This window comes from Dactylosporangium sp. NPDC049140, assembly GCF_040648435.1.
In genome coordinates, this window is record NZ_JBEZDS010000024.1 from 43,769 (window position 1) to 61,627 (window position 17,859).

Sequence of the window (17,859 nt, forward strand, 5' to 3'; positions counted from 1 at the left end):
CGTCGGTCTTGTCAAGGGCCGCCGAGGCATTGACGTTTTCGAAAAAACTCGACCTCCGGGAGAGGCTCGACGATCACGGAAGGGTGAATTACCGTCTTCGGCGTGGCTATCGGGGGATGGCGCCTGCTCCGCAGTGCGGCAAATGCGCGGACCGTCGTGGCGGTCGACTTCACCCTGGCAAAGGTCCGGGCCCAGGCCAACTTCGGCGATCTGGCCCCGCACCTGCCGGGCGACTGGGCGGTCTGGGGCAGCGACGAGACGGGCTGGCCGGCGGCGCCCGGCGACCCCGCCACGCACCTCGCCGGGTGGCGAGCCCGGACCGCCGCGCTGGGTAACTTTCACGCCGTGCTCGGATTCTGCGCGGGCGCCGCGCTCGCCGGGGCCCTGGCCGGGCCGGACCGGCGGCTGGTGCTGTTCGACCCGGTGGACGTGGACGCCCGCACGATCGCCGGGCATTACGCCGCGGCCGTGCGCCGCATGGGGGCCGAGCCCGGGGCCGAGCCGGGCGCCGACGCGGACGACCTCGCCGAGCGCTACGCCGTCGTGGCCCGCAAGACCCTCGGCGAGCAGGGCGTGCCGGACTCGATCGCGGCCGACCTGTGCGCGCGGGTCGCGGCCAACCTGCGGTACCTGGCGATGGGCCGGGCCGCCGGCCTCGGCGGACTCGCGCCGGACCTCGTCGTGCTGTCCCGCGACCACGAGCTGCCGCCCGTCCTGCAGGGCCGGCCGCAGCTGCGTCTCGACGTGCCGCAGGAGAACCTGCTCGCCGACCCGGCCGCGGCCCGCGCGGCGGTGGGGGCATGAGCGCGCTGAGCCGCAAGGAGGAGGCGTTATGGCTGTTCCAGCGCCTCGCCCCCGGCGTCACCGTCGACAACCAGCCGCTCGCGATCCGCACCTCCGCGCCGCTCGACCCGGCCGCCCTGGAGTCCACGGCCGCTGAGATCCTGCGGCGGTACCCGGCCCTGCGCACCCGCTTCCCGCAGCGCGACGGCGTGCCCTACCGCGAGCCCGCCGACCCGGACCGCGCGACCGTGCCCGTCGCCGTGCTCACCGCGCCCGCGGCCAAGCTCGGCGCCGTGCTCACCGAGCTGGCCCTGCGCCCCTTCGACCTCGCCGCCGAGCTGCCCCTGCGGGTGTACGGCATCGCCCTGGACGAGGGCGGCAGCGTGCTCTGCCTCGTGTCGCACCACATCGTCTTCGACGGGGCGTCGGGCGGGCTGGTCATGCCCGACCTCGCCACCACCTACCACCGGATCGCGAACGGCCAGGCCCCGCCGCCGCCCGCGGCCGGGACGCGGCTCGACGAGCCGCCGCCCGCGCCGGACAGCGTGCGGTACTGGCTGAGCCGTCTCGCCGGCGTCGACCCCGCCCGCCTCGCGCTCCCGTCGGCCCGCCCCGAGCCCGCCCGGCCCACCTTCGCCGGCGCCCAGCTCGAGCGCGACCTGCCCCCGGCCCCGCTCGCGCGGCTGCGCGCCCGGCTGCGGGTCACCGACAACATGGCGCTGCTGGCCGTGTTCGCCACCCTGCTCGCCCGCCACGGCGCCGGACCCGACCTCGTCGTCGGCGTCCCGGTGAACCTGCGCCGCCAGGGCACCCGCGACGCGGTCGGCTACCACGTCAACACCCTGCCGGTCCGCCTCACCGTCGACCTGGGCCGCGGCTTCGACGCGCTCGCCGCGCAGGTCCGCGACCGCATGGCCGAGGCGCTCGACCACGCGGGGGTGTCCTTCGAGCACCTGCTCGGCGACCTGCCGAACGGCAGCTGGCGCGCGCCGCTGTTCCGGCACATGTTCAACTTCCTGCCCCCGGCCCAGAACGCCCCGCCCGGCGAGCTGCCCGACGCCGAGTGGATGCCGGTCGACCCCGGCGCCAGCCGCCACGACCTGCAGTTCGTGGTGGTGCCCGCGGCCGGGCGGGTGACGCTGCAGGCCGTGTACAGCACCGAGGTCCACGACGAGGCGACCGTCCGCGCGCTCGCCGGGCGCTTCGAGCTGCTGCTGGCGGCGGCCGCGGCCGAACCGGGGCGGCCCCTCGCGGAGCTTCCGATGTGGACGGACGCGGAGCGTGCCCTCGTCGCGCGGGCCAACGCGGGCGCCGGGCGGCCGGTACCGGCGCCGACCGTCGCCGCCCGGATCGCCGCCCGGCACGCGCAGGACCCCGACGGGCCCGCGCTCGTCGACCCCGACGGCACCGTCCACACCCGGCGGTCCCTCGCGGGCCGGGCCGCCGCCGTCCGGGACCGGCTCGCCGCCCAGGGGATCGGCCGCGGGGACGTCGTCGCCGTGTCGCTGCCCCGCGGCGCCGGCCTCGCCGCCGCCGTCCTGGCCGTGTGGTCGCTCGGCGCCGCATACCTGCCGGCCGACCCGGGCCAGCCCGCCGGTCGCCTCGCCGAGCAGCTGGAGCGGGCCGGAGCGAGGTACACGATCGACGCCGCCGGCAGCGCCACGAGCGACGACACCGCCGGGCTCGACGCCGGGCTCGCCGCCGTCGCCCCGGACGACCTCGCCTACGTCATCTTCACCTCCGGCTCGACCGGGCGGCCCAAGGGCGTCGAGATCCCGCACCGGGCCCTGGCCAACCTCGTGCGCCACTTCGCCGCCGAGCTGGCCGTCGCCGAGTCCGACCGGGTGCTGTGGCTCACCACCTTCGGCTTCGACATCTCCGCGCTGGAACTGTTCCTGCCGCTCGCGTACGGCGGCGGCGCCGTCGTCGCGCCCGACGAGGCCCAGACCCGCCCGCCGCTCATGCTGCGGCTCGTCGCCGAGCACGACGTCGCCGTCGTGCAGGCCACCCCGACCATCTGGCGGCTGGCCGCCGGATCGGTCCGCGACGAGCTGCGCGGCCGGCGGCTGCTGTGCGGCGGGGAGCCGCTCAGCGCCGCGCTCGCCGAGCGGCTGCTGCAGACCGGCGGCCGGCTGTACAACGTCTACGGCCCGACCGAGACCACCATCTGGTCCGCGAGCGCCCCGATCGCCGCCGGCGTCGCCGACCCGGTGGGCATCGGCGCCCCGATCGCCGAGACCTCCTTCCACGTCGTCGACGAGCACGGCCAGGACGCCCCGCCCGGCCTCGTCGGCGAGCTCTGCATCGGCGGCACCGGCCTGGCCCGCGGCTACGCCGGCGCGCCCGGCCTGACCGCGCGGCGCTTCCCCGACGACCCGGTCCGCGGCCGGCTGTACCGCACCGGCGACCTCGCCACCTGGCGCGACGACGGCACCGTGACCCTGCTCGGCCGGGCCGACCGGCAGGTCAAGCTGCGCGGCCGGCGGATCGAGCCCGGCGAGGTCGAGGCGGCCCTGGAGCGCCACCCGGCCGTCACCGCCGCCGCCGTCGTCCTGGCCGGCGACCCGCAGGGCGACGGGCGCCTCGTCGGCTACGTGCAGCCCGCGACCGTCGACGTCGAGGACGTGCGCCGGCACGCGCGCGAGCACCTGCCGTACTACCTCGTCCCCGCCGGTCTCGTCGCGCTGGACGCCCTGCCGCGCAACGCCAACGGCAAGGTCGACCACCGGGCGCTGCCCGAGCCGCCCGCCCCGGCCGAGCCGGTCCGCGCCGAGCCGTCCGCGGCCGCCGGGCCGCTCGTCGAGCTCTTCCGGGAGATCCTCGGCCGCGCCGACATCGGCCCCCACAGCAACTTCTTCACCAGCGGCGGCCACTCGCTGCTGGCCGCCATTCTGGCCGCCCGCATCGGCCGGGGCGTGTCGCTGCTGGACGTGTTCGACGCGCCGACGCCGGCCGAGCTGGCGGCCCGCCTGGAGGAGGCCGAATGAGAACCGTGCCCGACCTGTTGCGGCAGTCGGCCCGGCTCGTGCCGGACCGGCCGGCGATCGTCCTCGACGGCGGCGAGACGCTCACCTTCGCCGAGCTCGACGCCCGCTCCAACGCGTTCGCCCGCGGCCTGCGCGAGCGCGGCGTCGGCCACGGCGACCGGGTCGCTCTCGCGCTCGGCGGGGCGGCCTGGCCCCGGTACGCGACCGCCTACTTCGCCACCCTCAAGCTCGGCGCCGTCGCCCTGCTCACCGGCGCCCGCTTCGGCGAGGACGAGCTGGACCGGATCGTCGCCGGCTACCGGGTGGCGCACGTCGTGCGGCCCGGCGACGACCTCGGCGCCGGGCAGCCCGCCGGCCCGCTCGTCGCGGCCGTCGCGCCCGGCGACGCGGCCGAGGTCGTGTTCACCTCCGGCACCACCGACCGGCCCCGGGGCGTCGTGGCCACCCACGCCAACCTGCTGCGCGCCCAGGTCGTCTGGCCGAGCGCGGTGCGCGCCAACCAGCCGTGCGCGCACGCCCTGCCGGTCGGCTCGGTCGCCGCCCAGGCCGTGCTGCTCAACTGCGTCGGCGGCCAGCACACGCTGCTCGCCCAGGCCGCCTTCACCGTGCCGGGGTTCACGGCCATGGTCGCCCGGGAGCGGGCGGTCACCGTCTGCCTGGTGCCCGCCATGGGGCACTGGCTGGTGCGGGCCGCGCCGGGCGAGGCGACCCCGATGCCGTCGGTGAAAGGGGTCAGCTTCTCCGGGGCGCCTTTGCCGGTACCCATCATGGCCGACCTCGCCACCGTGTTCCCGACGGCCGCGTTCCACAACTTCTACACGTCCACCGAGACGTACCCGGCCCGCATCGCCACCCGCTTCGACCCGGCCCGCCCCGAGGCGGTGGGCCGGCCGGTCGGCTCCAGCGCCGTGCGCGTCACCGGCCCCGGCGGCGCCGAACTGCCGCCGGGGGAGGCCGGCGAGGTGTGGCTGCGGGCCGGGGGAGCACCGCCGCGGGAGCTGCTGGACGCGGGGCCGGTCGAGATCGCCGACGGCTGGACGCGCACCGGCGACCTCGGCTACGTCGACGGCGACGGCACGCTGTACCTCACCGGCCGCGCCTCCGACGTCGTCATCGTCGGCGGGTTCAACGTCTCCACCGGCCGCGTCGAGCAGATCCTCACCCGCCACCCGGACGTGGCCGAGGCGGCCGTCCGCGGCACCGGGCACCCGGTGCTGGGCGAGATCGTCGCCGCCTTCGTGGTCCTGCGGCCCGGCCGGGCGGACGCCACCACCGCCGCGGACCTGCGCCGGTTCGCGGTCGAGCACCTGACCCGGCCCGAGGTGCCCGCCGTCGTCCGGATCGTCGACGACCTGCCCCGCAACGAGGCGGGCAAGGTCGTGAAGCGGGAGCTGCCGGCCGTGCCGGTGGAGTTCGCCGAGCCGGGGACCGGCCTGGAGCGGGACCTGGCCGCCGTCTGGGCCGAGGTGCTGGGCGCCGCCGCCGTCGGTACGACCGACAACTTCTTCGAGATCGGCGGCGACTCGCTCGCCGCCACCCGGATCGCCGCGACCGCCCGCGAACGCCTCGGTGTCGACGTGGACACCATCGCCGTGCTGGAGGCGCCGACCGTCGCCGAGCTGGCCCGGTACATCCTGGAAAGGGAAGCCCGATGAGCGCACCTGTGGATCTGGACACCGCGGCGAAGGTGCTGCGCGAGCACCCCGGCGTGACCGCTGTCGCGCCGCTGCGCGGGCCGGACGGGCGCCGCATCCTCGCCGTCGTGCCCGGCCTCGCCACCGCCCCGGTCGACCTGCGCGACCAGCTGTGGGACGCCGTCGACCCGGCCGAGCTGCCCGACGTGCTCGTCGTCGTCGACGCCCTGCCCGCCGACGCCGCCGCGCTGGACACCGAGGGCCCGGGCAGCCACACGTTCCGCCGGCCGTCCACCCCGACCGAGGAGGACCTCGCCGAGATCTGGGCCGAGACCCTGGGCCGGACCCGGGTCGCCGCCGACGACAACTTCCTCGACCTGGGCGGCGACTCGATGACCGCGGCGCTGCTGCTGGACCTCACCAACGAACGGCTCGAGACCGACCTGACCCTCGGCGACCTGCTGTCGGCGCCGTCCCTCGCCGCGGTCGCCGCGCTCGTCGACCGCGCCCGCGCGTCCTCATGACCACGACCGAGGCCGTGTACGCCATCGTCGGCGAGGTCCTCGAGCGCCCCGCGCGCCCCGACGACGACCTGTACGACCTGGGGTTCGACTCGCTGCTCATCGCCCGCACCGCGGCCCGGGTCCGGGAGCGGCTGGGTGTCGACCTGCCCCTGGCCGAATACTTCAACGCGGGCACCGTCGCCGAGCTCGCGGCGGCCGTGGCGGCGCGCGCGTGAGGGCCCCGGTCACCCCGGCCCAGCAGCGCCTGTGGTTCCTGGCCCAGGTCGACCCCGACGCGCTCGACTGGCACATCCCGCTCGCCTACCGGCTCCGCGGCCCCCTCGACGCCCCCGCCCTGGCCGTCGCGCTCGGCGACGTCGTGGCCCGCCACGGCGCCCTGCGCACCCGGTTCCCGCTCGACGGCGCCGGCCCGGTCCAGGAGGTCCTCGACGGCTGGCGGCCGGACGTCCCCATCCGCACCACGACCGCCGCCGCGGCCGGCCCGGCGGTCGCCGCGCTCGCGAACACCCCGTTCGACCTCACCGCCGCCCCGCCGATGCGCGCCGCGATCCTGCGCCTGGCCGAGGACGAGCACATCCTGGTCCTCGTCCTGCACCACATCCTGGCCGACGCCTGGTCGATCGGCGTCCTGCGCGACGAGCTGGCGAAGGCGTACACCGGAGCCGGCCTGCCCGGCCTCGCGACCCAGTACGCCGACCTCGCCCGCGCCCCGCGCCCGGACGGCACCGAGACCCTCGCCTACTGGGCGGAGCAGCTCGCGGGCGCCCCGGTGCTGGACCTGCCGACCGACCGGCCCCGCCCGCCCCGGCGCGGCACCGCGGGCGCGTTCGACGGCTTCGAGCTCGGCCCCGGCCGCGCCGCCGACCTGCGCACCCTGGGCCGGGCCGGCCGCACGACACCGTTCATGACCCTGTTCGCCGCGTACCTCGCCCTGCTCGGCCTCGCCACCGGCCAGGACGACATCAGCGTCGGCACCCCGGTCAGCGGCCGCGACCGGACCGACGCCGAGCCGCTCATCGGGTACTTCCTCGACACCGTCGTGCTGCGCGGCGACCTGGCCGGCGACCCGACCTTCCGGGAGCTGCTGGGCCGGGTGAAGACGACGGCGCTGGAGGCGTACCAGCACCGCGACGTGCCGTTCGAGGACCTCATCGCGCGCCTGGACGTGCGGCGCGACCCGGCCCGCACCCCGCTCTTCGACACCATGTTCGTCGTGCACGGCGGGGCCGAGGACCACGGGCTCGCGCTGCCCGGCATCACGGCCGAGTACGTCGACCCGGGCCACCGCGCGGTGAAGTTCGACCTCACCTTCGAGTGCTTCGCCGGCGGCGGCGAGCTGAAGGTCGTCGCGCAGTCCCGCCGCGACCTCTTCGACCCGGCGAGCGTGGCCGCCCTGGTGCGCCGCTACGGCGAGCTGCTGCGGCGGGCCGCGCAGAACCCGGACGCGCGCCTGTCGGAGATCTACGCCGCGATGACCGAGGCCGAGCAGGGCCCCTGGGCCTGCGCCCGATCCACAGTGGACCGGCGGACGCTCGACCTCATCGACTTCGGCTCCGGCGCCCCGGCGATCGTCCACGGCGACGCCCAGGTGTCCTATGTGGAGCTCGGCGCCCGCACACCGGAGCTGGGGGAGCACGGCGGCCTGGTCGCCGTCCAGCTCCCGCCGGGCATCGACCTGGTCGCCACCATGCTGGGCGCGTGGCGGGCCGGAGCCGGCTACCTGCCGCTCGACCCCGACGCCCCGCCGCGGCGCGTCGAGGAGCAGCTCGCCGACAGCGGGGCGGGGGTCGTCGTCACGCCGGACGGCGTTCGCGCGACCGGTGGCCGCACGACGGCCGAGCCGATGGCCTACGCCATCTACACCTCCGGCTCCACCGGCCGCCCGAAGGCCGTCACCGTCCCCCCGGGGGCCCTCGCCGCCCGGGTCGCCTGGATGCGCGAGCGCTACGCGCTCACCCCGGCTGACCGGGTCCTGCAGTTCGCGTCGCCGTCCTTCGACACGTTCGCCGAGGAGGTGTACCCGTGCCTCGCCGCCGGCGCCACCCTCGTCGTCCCCACCGGCGCCCGCGCCGAGCTCCCGGACTTCCTCGCCACCCCGCAAGGGCAGTCGGTCACGGTGCTGGACCTGCCCACCTCCTACTGGCACGAGCTGTGCGCCGACCCGGCCGCCGTCGCCTGGCCGCCCGGGCTGCGGCTGCTCATCCTCGGCGGCGAGCAGGTCCGCCCCGACGCCCTCGAACGCTGGTTCGCCCACCTCGGCGAGCGGGTCGAGGTCGTGAACACGTACGGCCCGACCGAGGCCACCATCATCGCCACCACGGCCCGGCTCACCCCGGCCGACACCGCCGGCCGCCCGCCGATCGGCCACCCCATCGGCGACACCTGCGTGCACATCACCGGCCTGGGCGGCGCCCCGGTGCCCGACGGCGTCGCCGGCGAGCTGGTCATCGGCGGCCCCGGCGTCGCCGACGGCTACCTCGGCCGCCCGGAGCTCACCGCCGAGCGGTTCGCCGACCTCGGCGGCGTCCGGCACTACCGCACCGGCGACCGGGCCCGCCGCCGCCCCGACGGCGCCTACGAGTTCCTCGGCCGGGCCGACGAGCAGCTCAAGGTCCGCGGGTACCGCATCGAGCCCGGCGAGGTCGAGGCCGCCCTGCTGACCCACCCGGCGATCGGGCACGCGGTCGTCTCCGCCGGCGGCGACGGGCGGCTCGTCGCCCACCTGGTGCCCGCGCCCGGCGCGTCGGTCCCCGGCCCCGGCGCGCTGCGGGCCCACCTGGGCGAGCTCCTGCCGCCGTACCTGCACCCGCGCGCCTACGCGACCCTCGACCGGCTGCCGATGACCCGCAACGGCAAGGTCGACCGGGCCGCGCTCCCGCCCGTGGCCGTGGCCGCGGGGGAGGGCCGCGCGCCCGAGGGCGACGGGGAGCGGCTCGTCGCCGAGGTCTGGGCGGAGGTCCTCGGGGTGCCCCAGGTCCGGGCCGACGACGACTTCTTCGACCTCGGCGGGCACTCGCTGCTCGCCACGCGGGTCGCCGCGCGGCTGCGGGCGAGCGCCGGGGTCGAGGTACCGCTGCGGACGATCTTCCGCCACACGACCGTCGCCGCCCTCGCGGCCGCGGTCGAGGAGCTGCTCCTGGCCGAGATCGCGGCGCTCGACGACGACGAGGTCCGGCGGCTCCTCGCCGGGGACGCGCGATGATCGGCCCCGGGGCCCGGATCATCGACGCGGTCACCGGCGACGAGTACGCCGGCGACCGGCTCATCACCGCGATCGCCGCCGAGCCGCTGCCTCCGACCGGCGTGGTGGTGTGCCCGATGCGCGCCGATGCCCCGTCCGTCCTGCGCTACCTCGGCGCCCGGGCCGCCGGCCGGGCCGCGCTCGTGTGCGACCCGGCCGCGGCCGCCGGGCTGACGCAGCGCTTCGGGCCGGCCGTGGACCTGCACCCCGACCTCGCGCTCATGCTCGCCACGTCGGGCTCGACCGGCCGCCCCCGGCTCGTGCGGCACTCCGGCGCCGCGGTCGCCGCGGCCGCCACCGCGATCGTCAAGGCGCTGCACATCGGCGCCGACGACACCGCGGTCACCAGCCTGCCGCTGTTCCACACGCTCGGCCTCAGCGTGCTGCACAGCCACCTGCTCGCGGGCGCCACCGTCGTGCTCGAGCCCCGCGGCGTGCTCGACGCCGGCTTCTGGGGCAGCGTCGAGCGGCACCGGGTCACCGCGATCACCGGGGTCCCGCACACGTTCGAGCTGCTCGTCCGGCTGCCGTGGGACCCGGCGCGCAGCCCGCGGGTGCGCAGCCTCGCGGTGTCCGGCGGGCGGCTGCGCGACGCGCTCGTCACCCGCTTCGCCGGCGCGATGGCCGGGGCCGGCGGGGCGTTCTACTCGATGTACGGCCAGACGGAGGCCGGCTCCCGCATCTGCGTCCTGCCGCCGGGGCACCTGCCGGCCAAGGCCGGCTGCGTCGGGCCGCCCGTCGACGGGATGCGCCTGGCCATCGCCGCCGACGGGGAGGTGGTGTGCCGCTCGGCGACGGTGATGATGGGCTACGCCGACACCGCCGGGGACCTGGCCCGCGGCGACGACTGCGGCGGCGTGCTGCGCACCGGCGACCGCGGCCGCCTCGACGCCGACGGGCACCTGTGGCTGTCCGGGCGGCTGAACCGTATCGGCAAGGCGTACGGCGTGCGCGTCGACCTCGACGCCGTCGAGCACGCCGCCGGGGCCCTCGCGCCCGCCGCGGCCCTCGCCGGCGACGACCGGGTCCTCGTCTGGTGCGAGGGCCTGCCCGCCGCCCGGGCGCACGAGGTGGCCGCGCTCGTCGGCCGCGAGCTCGGCATCCACCGCACCGCGGTGCGCGTGACCGCGATCGACCGGCTGCCGCGCCGGGCCAACGGGAAGGTGAACTACGATGCGCTCCCCGTATGAGGAGCTGGGGCTCGCCTTCGGCGACGCCATGGTGCCGTACCTCTACGGCACGGACTGCACGCCCGCCCTCGCCGCCGCGGTCCTCGACCGGCTCGGCGACGTCGACGCGATCCTGCTCGTCCTCGACGACGGGGTGCGCGGGCACGCCGACGCGGTCGCCGCCGAGCTCGCCCGCCGGGTGCGGGTGGAGCCGGTGGCGGTCGAGGCGGCCGAGCGGCACAAGACCCTGCCGACCGTGCAGCACCTGCTGGAGACGGCGGTGGCCCGGGGACTGACCCGCCGGTCCGCGGTCGTCGCGATGGGCGGCGGCACCGTCGGCAACCTCGCCGGGCTGGCCGCGGCGCTGCTGTTCCGCGGTACCCGCCTGGTACACCTGCCGACCACCCCGGTCGCGGCGTTCGACGCGACCGTCTCGCTCAAGCAGGGCGTGAACCTCAGCGCCGGCAAGAACCTCGCCGGCACCTACTTCGTACCCGCGCTCATCGCCTGCGACCTGGCCTGGCTGTCCACCGTGCCCCGCCACGACATGCTCACCGGCCTCGCCGAGATGGTCAAGAACGTGCTCGTGGCCGCGCCCGGCCTGGAGCCGAAGCTGGTGCGGGCGCTCGAGGAGCCGCGCCTGGCCCTGCGGGCGCTGCTGGAGATCGGCGTCGAGGCCAAGGCGCCGTACGTGGCCGCCGACCCGCGCGAGCGGGGCGGGGCGCTCATCTTCGAGTACGGCCACACCGCCGGCCACGCCGTCGAGTTCGTCAGCGGCGGCGCGATCCGCCACGGCGAGGCGGTCGCCTGGGGCATGCTCGTCGCCGCCGAGGTCGCCCGCCGCCGCCACGGCCTCGCCGCCGACGACGTCGCCGCCCACCACCGGCTCGTGTCCCGGCTCGACCTGCCCGACGCGGCCACCCGCCTCGACGGCCTCGGCCGCGACGCGATCCGCGCGGCGCTCGCGGCCGACAACAAGCGCGGCTACGGCCCGTGCGCTCCCGGCGAGGTCCTCATGGTGCTGCTCGACTCGGTCGGCCGCACCGTGCCCGGCCCCGCCGGCGGCCCGCCGCTCGTCCCCGTCCCCATCGAGGCCGTCATGGACGCCTTCGAGACCGTAGCCATGAACGCCCTGGAGGCGGTATGAGCGCTCGACTCTTTCGTCACCGGACCGCACGGGAGTCCCGATGAGCGACAAAGGCCTGTCGGTCGTGATCCCGGTCAAGGGCCGGGTGGCGGAGATGCGGCGGCTGCTGGAGAGCCTCCGCCCGGCCGTCGACGCCTGCACGGAGCCGGTCGAGGTCATCGTCGTCGACGACTCCGGGCCCGCCGACGCCGAGGCCCACCAGGACACCTGCGCGAGTCTGCAGGCCCGGTACCTGCGCGGACCGAAGCACGTCGGGGCCAAGCGCAACGACGGCGTGCGCGCCGCCGCCTACGACCTGATCCTGTTCATCGACTCCGACTGCCTGGCCACCGAGCACCTGCTCCAGCGGCACGTGCAGACCCTGCGCAACGCCGGCGAAAGCGTCGGGGCGGTCGCCGGCCCGACCTTCGTGCAGGGCGTCGACAACGCGATGTTCCGCATCATGTCCCGCTCCAAGCTGCTCAACTCCGCCTTCGAGTGGCCCGCGCAGGCGCGCCAGGTCGGCTGGGCCACCACCTGCAACCTGGCCGTGCGGCGCGAGGCCTTCGAGGCCGTCGGCGGCTTCGCCGAGCGGCCGCTGACCGTCGTCGGCGGCGAGGACGTCGACCTCGGCCTGCGCCTCACCGAGGCCGGGCACGCCATCGTCTGCGACCCCGAGGCCGTCGTCGTGCACGACAAGAGCAGCATCGAGTCGCTCGGGACGGTGTGCCGTCGCCTGATCACGTACGGGCAGTCCGGCCAGTGGCTCCTCGACGTCCACGCGCGCCGGGGCCGGCCGAAGCTGAACCGGGTCAGCACGCTGTCCGCGACCGCCGTCGCCGGGCCGCTGCTCCTCCCGGCCGTCGCGGCCGTCCTGCTCGCCGTCGACACCCGGGAGCGCCTCGGCGACGACGCCCCGACCGTGCGGGCCCTGGCCGAGTCGATCGCCTGCGCCGGCCTCGACTGGTGCTTCGACCTGGGCGAGTTCATCGCCGCGTGGCAGCTGGGCCGGCCCGACCGCCTGTTCACCGGCTTCGGCTGGACCGACGACCCGGCGTTCGTCTGGAACCGCGAGCCCGCGAAACGGTACGGGGGCTGAACCGCCGTGACCACTGATGTCGAGCTCTCCGCCGCCCGTGCCGAGCTGCTGCGGCGCCGGCTGCAGGCCCGCCGCGCCGAGGCCGCCGCGCCCGCGGTGCCGCGCCGCGCCGACGACGTACACCCGCCGCTGTCCTTCGCCCAGGAGCGGCTGTGGTTCATGGACCAGCTCGCCCCCGGCACGAGCGCCTACACCGTGCCGATCACCGTCCGGCTCCGCGGCCCCCTCGACGCGCAGCGGCTGCAGGCGGCGCTGGACGCGGTCGTGGCGCGCCACGAGACCCTGCGCACCCGGTTCGTCACCGACGCCGACGGGCGGCCGGCGGCGGTCGTCGACGAGCGGGTGCGCGTGCCGCTGGAGACGCACGCCGAGCCCGACGGGGCCGCGGTGCGCGCGATCGTCGCCGAGCACGGCGCCCGCCCGTTCGACCTCACCACCGGCCCGCTCGCCCGCGCCGCCCTCGTGCGGATCGCCGAGGGGGAGCACGTCCTCGCGGTCGTGCTGCACCACATCGGCTCCGACGGCTGGTCGATCGACGTGTTCCTGCGGGACCTGCTCAGCGCCTACGACGGCCACGACCTCACGCCGCTGCCGGTGCGCTACGGCGACTACGCGGCCTGGCAGCGGGCCCGCTACGCCGGCGCGGTGCTCGAGCGCGACCTCGACTACTGGCACGGGCAGCTCGCCGGGGTGGCGCCGCTGGACCTGCCGACCGACCGGCCCCGCCCGCCCGAGCAGCGCTTCGAGGGGGCCGGGCACGTCCTGCGGTACGGCGAGCCGCTCGCCCGCGCCGTCGCCGAGCTCGGCCGCCGCTTCGGCGCCACCCCGTACATGACGCTGCTGGCCGCGTACCAGACGCTGCTGCTGCGGTACTCCCGCCAGGACGACTTCGCCGTCGGCTCCACCGTCGCCGGCCGCACCCTGCCCGAGCTCGAGGGCGTCGTCGGCCTCTTCGCCAACGTCCTCGCCCTGCGCGCCGACCTGTCCGGCGACCCGACCTTCGCCGAGCTCCTCGGGCGGGTCCGCGACCGGGTCCTGGACGCGTTCGACCACCAGGAGACGCCGTTCGACCGGCTCGTCACCCACCTGCGCATGCCCCGCGACGTGTCCCGCTCGCCGGTGTTCCAGGCGACGTTCACGATGCTCAACTACGCCCGCGGCGGCCTGCCCGACGCGGGCCTGGAGCTCGAGCCGTTCCCGATCGACGCCCGGCAGACCCGGTTCGACCTGGAGCTGTACCTGTTCGACCCGGACGCCGGCGGCCTGTCGGGCTTCTTCACGTACAACACCGATCTCTTCGAGCCCGCCACGATCGTGCGGATGGCCGGGCACCTCGAGGCCATCCTGCGGGCCGTCGTCGCCGATCCGGACCGGCGGATCGGCGCCATCCCGATGCTCGCCCCGGACGAGCGCGCGTTCGTCGTCGACGCGGCCAACGCGTCCACCGTGGACATCGGCCCCGCCAAGACCCTGCACGGGCTCGTCGAGGAGCAGGCGCGCCGGACCCCGGACGCGCCCGCCGTCGTGTTCGAGGGGCGTTCGATGTCGTACCGCGAGCTGGACGGCCGGGCCGACGCGCTCGCCGCCCGCCTGCGGGCCGACGGGGCCGGCCCGGGCCGCATCGTGGGCGTGCACGCCGAGCGCGGCCCGCAGCTCGTCGTCGCCCTGCTCGCCGCGCTGAAGTCCGGCGCGGCCTACCTGCCGCTCGACCCGGACAACCCGCCCGAGCGCACCGCGTTCATGGTGAGCGATGCCGAGCCGGTCGCGGTACTGTCCACGGTGGACCTCGACGGGCCGCCGGGGACACCCCTGGAGCCGCTGGCCGGCCCGGACGACATCGCCTACGTCATCTACACCTCGGGCTCCACCGGCCGGCCCAAGGGCGTGCCGAACTCCCACCGGGCCATCCACAACCGGCTCGACTGGATGCAGCGCGCCTACGGCCTCGGCCCCGACGACTCGGTGCTGCAGAAGACCCCGATCGGCTTCGACGTCTCCGTCTGGGAGCTGTTCTGGCCCCTCATCGCCGGCGCCCGGCTGGTGCTGGCCCGGCCCGGCGGCCACCGCGACGCCGCCTACCTGCGCGACCTCATCACCGCCGAGAACATCACGACCGTCCACTTCGTACCGTCGATGCTCGCCGTGTTCCTGGCCGAGGACGGGATCGAGGGCGGCACGAGCCTGCGCCGGGTCATCGCCAGCGGCGAGGCGCTCCCGGTCGACCTGGCCCGCACCGCGCTGGACCGGCTCGGCTGCCCGGTCTACAACCTCTACGGGCCGACCGAGGCGGCGATCGACGTCAGCTGGTGGGAGTGCACGCCGGCCGCCCTCGCCGGTCGGGCGCGGGTGCCGATCGGCCGCCCGATCCAGAACATCCGGCTGTACGTGCTCGACCCGGCCGGCGAACCGGTGCCCGTCGGCGTGCCGGGGGAGCTGCACATCGCCGGCGTCGGGGTCGCGGCCGGTTACCTGAACCGGCCCGAGCTGACCGCCGAGCGCTTCAAGGACGCGCTGGGCGAGCGGGTGTACGCCACCGGCGATCTGGCCCTGCGCAACCCGGACGGCTCGCTGGAGTACCTCGGCCGCCTCGACGACCAGGTGAAGCTGCGCGGGATGCGGATCGAGCCGGGGGAGATCGCGGCCGTCCTGCGCGCGCAGGACGGGGTGCGGGACGCGGCCGTGGTCGTGCGCGAGGACCAGCCCGGGGACCAGCGCCTGGTCGCGTACGTGGTCGGCGAGGAGACCGGCGACCTGCGGGCCGCGCTCAAGCGGGTGCTGCCGGACGCGATGGTGCCGGCCGCGTACGTGACGCTGCCCGCGCTGCCGGTGACCGCCAACGGCAAGCTCGACCGGCGCGCCCTGCCCGCGCCCGTCGCGCAAGCGGCGTCGTTCGCCGAGCCGGCCACCCCCACCGAGACCGCGATCGCCGGGGTGTGGGCTGCGGTCCTGGGCCTGCCCCGCGTCGGCGCCGGCGACGACTTCTTCGACCTCGGCGGCCACTCGCTGCTCGCCACCCAGGTCGTGGCGAAGCTGCGCGGTCTCCTGCCCGCGCCGGTCAGCGTGATGGACATGTTCAAGCACCCGACCGTGCGCGGGCTCGCCGCGCTCGTCGACACCCCGCAGGACGAGCGGGGACCCAAGCGGCTGCTGTACGAGCTGACGAAGCCGGTGCCGCGGGCCCAGCGGGTGCTCACGCTCGTGTGCCTGCCCTACGGCGGCGGCAGCGCGATCGTGTACCAGCCGCTCGCCGACGCGCTCCCGGCCGGCCACTCGCTCTACGCGCTCGCCATCCCCGGCAACGACGTCGGCCTGCAGGAGCAGGGCGCCACCTTCGACGCCCTCGTCGCCGACACCACCGCCGAGATCCTGGAACGCGTCGAGGGCCCGGTCGCCGTCTACGGCCACTGCGGCGTCGGCGGCGCCCTGGCGGTCGCGGTCGCGGTCGCCCTGGAGGCGGCCGGCCGCGAGGTCGAGACGCTGTTCATCGGGGCCATCTTCCCGTTCGCCCGCCCCCGGGGCCGGTTCGCGACGCTGCTCAACCGGTTCGAGCGCCTGCGCAGCGACCGCACGTATTCCAACTGGCTCACCTCGGTCGGCATCGACCTCAGCGACCTCGGCCCGGACCAGGTCCGCGCGATGGTGCGGGGCATGCGCCGCGACAGCGAGGCGGCCGAGGAGTTCTTCACCGAGCTGTTCCGCCGCGGCACCACCCGGCTGCGGGCGCCGATCGTGTCGGTCGTCGGCGAGCGCGACGACGCGACCATGTACTACCAGGAACGCTACCGCGAGTGGCACTTCCTGAGCGGGACGACGGCGCTGTACGTGCTCGACGAGGGCGGCCACTACTTCCTCAAGTGGCGCGCGGCGGAGCTGGCGGCCATCCTGACCGCCCGCCGCCCGTTCGCCGCCGACCCCTCCTTGCCCGCCACCGGCACCTGGCGGCTGGCCGGTGTCTCCGTCCGCGACCGGGTCGAGCCCGCGGCCGGGCCGGCGCCGAGCATGCGCCGCTTCACGGGCGTGGCCGCGAGCCAGCTGGTGTCGATGCTGGGCACCGCGATGACGGAGTTCGCGATCCCGGTCTGGATCTTCCTGCACACGCACTCGCTGTTCGACCTGGCGCTGTTCTCCACGGTCGCGCTGGTGCCGGGCATGCTCGCGCTGCCGTTCGCGGGCACCCTCGTCGACCGGCACAGCCGCCGCGCGGTCATGTTCGCCGGCGACGGCGCCGCGCTGCTGATCCAGGGCGTCTTCCTGGCCCTGCTGCTCACCGACACGCTCGCGATCTGGCACATCTACGTGCTGCTGTCGGGCCTGTCGGTGGCGCTGACCTTCCAGCGCCTGGCCTACAACTCGGCGGTGCCGCAGCTGGTGCCGAAGCGGTACCTCGGCCACGCCAACGGCATGGTCCAGGTCGGCGCGGGCGTCGCGCAGTTCCTGGTGCCGGTCGTCGCGGTCGGCGTGATGGCCGCCATCGACCTGGACGGCATCCTCGCGCTGGACGTGATCAGCTACTCGGTCGCGCTGGTCGTGCTGGCACTGGTGAAGTTCCCGGCGCTGATGGGGTACCGCCGCCGCGAGCCGATCGCGCAGGAGATCCGCGGCGGGTTCCGCCTCGCCATGGGCACCCCCGGGTTCCGCTCCATGCTGCTGTTCTTCGCCGTCACGAACCTGTTCCTGGGCCCGTCGCTGATCCTCGTGCAGCCGCTCGTGCTGAGCATCGCCGACCTGCGGGCGGTGACCCAGGTCGCGGTGGCGGGCGGCGCGGGCGTCGTGACCGGCGGCCTGATCATGGCGTTCTGGGGCGGCCCGGCCCACCGGCGCATGCGCGGCGTCATGCTCTCGGCGCTGACGTTCGCCGCGTTCGCGACCCTGACCGGCGTGCACCGCTCGATCCCGCTCATCGCCGTCGGCGTCTTCGGCATGTTCGTGGCCCTGACGGTGATGAACGCCATCTACACCACGATCATCCAGGTGAAGATCCCGCCGCGGGCCCACGGCCGCGTCTTCGCCGTCAACACGGTCTTCGCCTTCGCGACGCTGCCGCCGGCCTTCCTGGTGATCGCCCCGGCGGTCTCGTCGGCCCTGGGCCTGGGCCCGAGCTACCTGCTCTTCGGTGGCGCGATGGCGGCGATCGTGCTGGCCGCGATGCGGTACCGCCCGCTGGCCCGCTTCGACGCCGAGGTACCCGACACCGAGCCGGAGGACCTGATCGGCCTCAACGCGCTCAACCGGCGCACCCCGCGGTGACGAGCGTGCGGCGGCGATGATCGTGCGGTGGCCCCGCATCGGCGACACC

The 17,859-nt window shown here is 76.1% G+C and carries 10 protein-coding genes; all 10 read left to right on the forward strand.

The genetic code is table 11. The features are described 5' to 3' along the window. The first annotated feature begins 102 nt into the window (after positions 1–102). Genes AB0B76_RS32315 through AB0B76_RS32360 form a run of 10 tightly spaced genes read left to right on the forward strand, consistent with a single transcriptional unit; the run spans position 103 to position 17,810 of the window. Complete coding sequence (locus tag AB0B76_RS32315) at positions 103–804, forward strand: hypothetical protein (RefSeq protein WP_360382521.1); 702 nt, start codon at positions 103–105, stop codon at positions 802–804. Beyond that, positions 801–3,770, forward strand: a complete 2,970-nt coding sequence (locus tag AB0B76_RS32320) for an amino acid adenylation domain-containing protein (RefSeq protein WP_360382523.1) — start codon at positions 801–803, stop codon at positions 3,768–3,770. The genes AB0B76_RS32315 and AB0B76_RS32320 overlap by 4 nt, the downstream gene beginning before the upstream one ends. Beyond that, positions 3,767–5,425 carry an AMP-binding protein gene (locus AB0B76_RS32325; protein WP_360382525.1) on the forward strand — a complete coding sequence of 553 codons (1,659 nt, stop codon included), beginning with the start codon at positions 3,767–3,769 and terminating at the stop codon, positions 5,423–5,425. The genes AB0B76_RS32320 and AB0B76_RS32325 overlap by 4 nt, the downstream gene beginning before the upstream one ends. Then, positions 5,422–5,928 carry a phosphopantetheine-binding protein gene (locus AB0B76_RS32330; RefSeq protein ID WP_360382527.1) on the forward strand — a complete coding sequence of 169 codons (507 nt, stop codon included), beginning with the start codon at positions 5,422–5,424 and terminating at the stop codon, positions 5,926–5,928. Before AB0B76_RS32325 ends, AB0B76_RS32330 begins: the two co-directional genes overlap by 4 nt. Next, positions 5,925–6,143: an acyl carrier protein gene (locus AB0B76_RS32335; RefSeq protein ID WP_360382528.1), complete on the forward strand. Its 219-nt coding sequence runs from the start codon at positions 5,925–5,927 to the stop codon at positions 6,141–6,143. Before AB0B76_RS32330 ends, AB0B76_RS32335 begins: the two co-directional genes overlap by 4 nt. Continuing rightward, on the forward strand, positions 6,140–9,130 hold the full coding sequence (locus AB0B76_RS32340) for a condensation domain-containing protein (protein ID WP_360382529.1): 2,991 nt from the start codon (positions 6,140–6,142) through the stop codon (positions 9,128–9,130). Before AB0B76_RS32335 ends, AB0B76_RS32340 begins: the two co-directional genes overlap by 4 nt. Beyond that, complete coding sequence (locus AB0B76_RS32345) at positions 9,127–10,359, forward strand: AMP-binding protein (RefSeq protein ID WP_360382530.1); 1,233 nt, start codon at positions 9,127–9,129, stop codon at positions 10,357–10,359. The genes AB0B76_RS32340 and AB0B76_RS32345 overlap by 4 nt, the downstream gene beginning before the upstream one ends. Beyond that, positions 10,343–11,485: an iron-containing alcohol dehydrogenase gene (locus tag AB0B76_RS32350; protein WP_360382532.1), complete on the forward strand. Its 1,143-nt coding sequence runs from the start codon at positions 10,343–10,345 to the stop codon at positions 11,483–11,485. Before AB0B76_RS32345 ends, AB0B76_RS32350 begins: the two co-directional genes overlap by 17 nt. Positions 11,486–11,525: 40 nt before the next feature. Continuing rightward, positions 11,526–12,563: a glycosyltransferase gene (locus AB0B76_RS32355; protein ID WP_360382533.1), complete on the forward strand. Its 1,038-nt coding sequence runs from the start codon at positions 11,526–11,528 to the stop codon at positions 12,561–12,563. A 6-nt stretch (positions 12,564–12,569) separates the two neighbouring features. After that, on the forward strand, positions 12,570–17,810 hold the full coding sequence (locus tag AB0B76_RS32360; protein ID WP_360382535.1) for an amino acid adenylation domain-containing protein: 5,241 nt from the start codon (positions 12,570–12,572) through the stop codon (positions 17,808–17,810). The last annotated feature ends 49 nt before the right edge of the window (positions 17,811–17,859 follow it).

Bases quoted from the DNA above. Each gene is read 5' to 3' on its own strand.
- AB0B76_RS32320 (WP_360382523.1), top strand. From the start codon at position 801: ATGAGCGCGCTGAGCCGCAAGGAGGAGGCGTTATGGCTGTTCCAGCGC.
- AB0B76_RS32325 (WP_360382525.1), top strand. From the start codon at position 3,767: ATGAGAACCGTGCCCGACCTGTTGCGGCAGTCGGCCCGGCTCGTGCCG.
- AB0B76_RS32330 (WP_360382527.1), top strand. From the start codon at position 5,422: ATGAGCGCACCTGTGGATCTGGACACCGCGGCGAAGGTGCTGCGCGAG.
- AB0B76_RS32335 (WP_360382528.1), top strand. From the start codon at position 5,925: ATGACCACGACCGAGGCCGTGTACGCCATCGTCGGCGAGGTCCTCGAG.
- AB0B76_RS32345 (WP_360382530.1), top strand. From the start codon at position 9,127: ATGATCGGCCCCGGGGCCCGGATCATCGACGCGGTCACCGGCGACGAG.
- AB0B76_RS32350 (WP_360382532.1), top strand. From the start codon at position 10,343: ATGCGCTCCCCGTATGAGGAGCTGGGGCTCGCCTTCGGCGACGCCATG.
- AB0B76_RS32355 (WP_360382533.1), top strand. From the start codon at position 11,526: ATGAGCGACAAAGGCCTGTCGGTCGTGATCCCGGTCAAGGGCCGGGTG.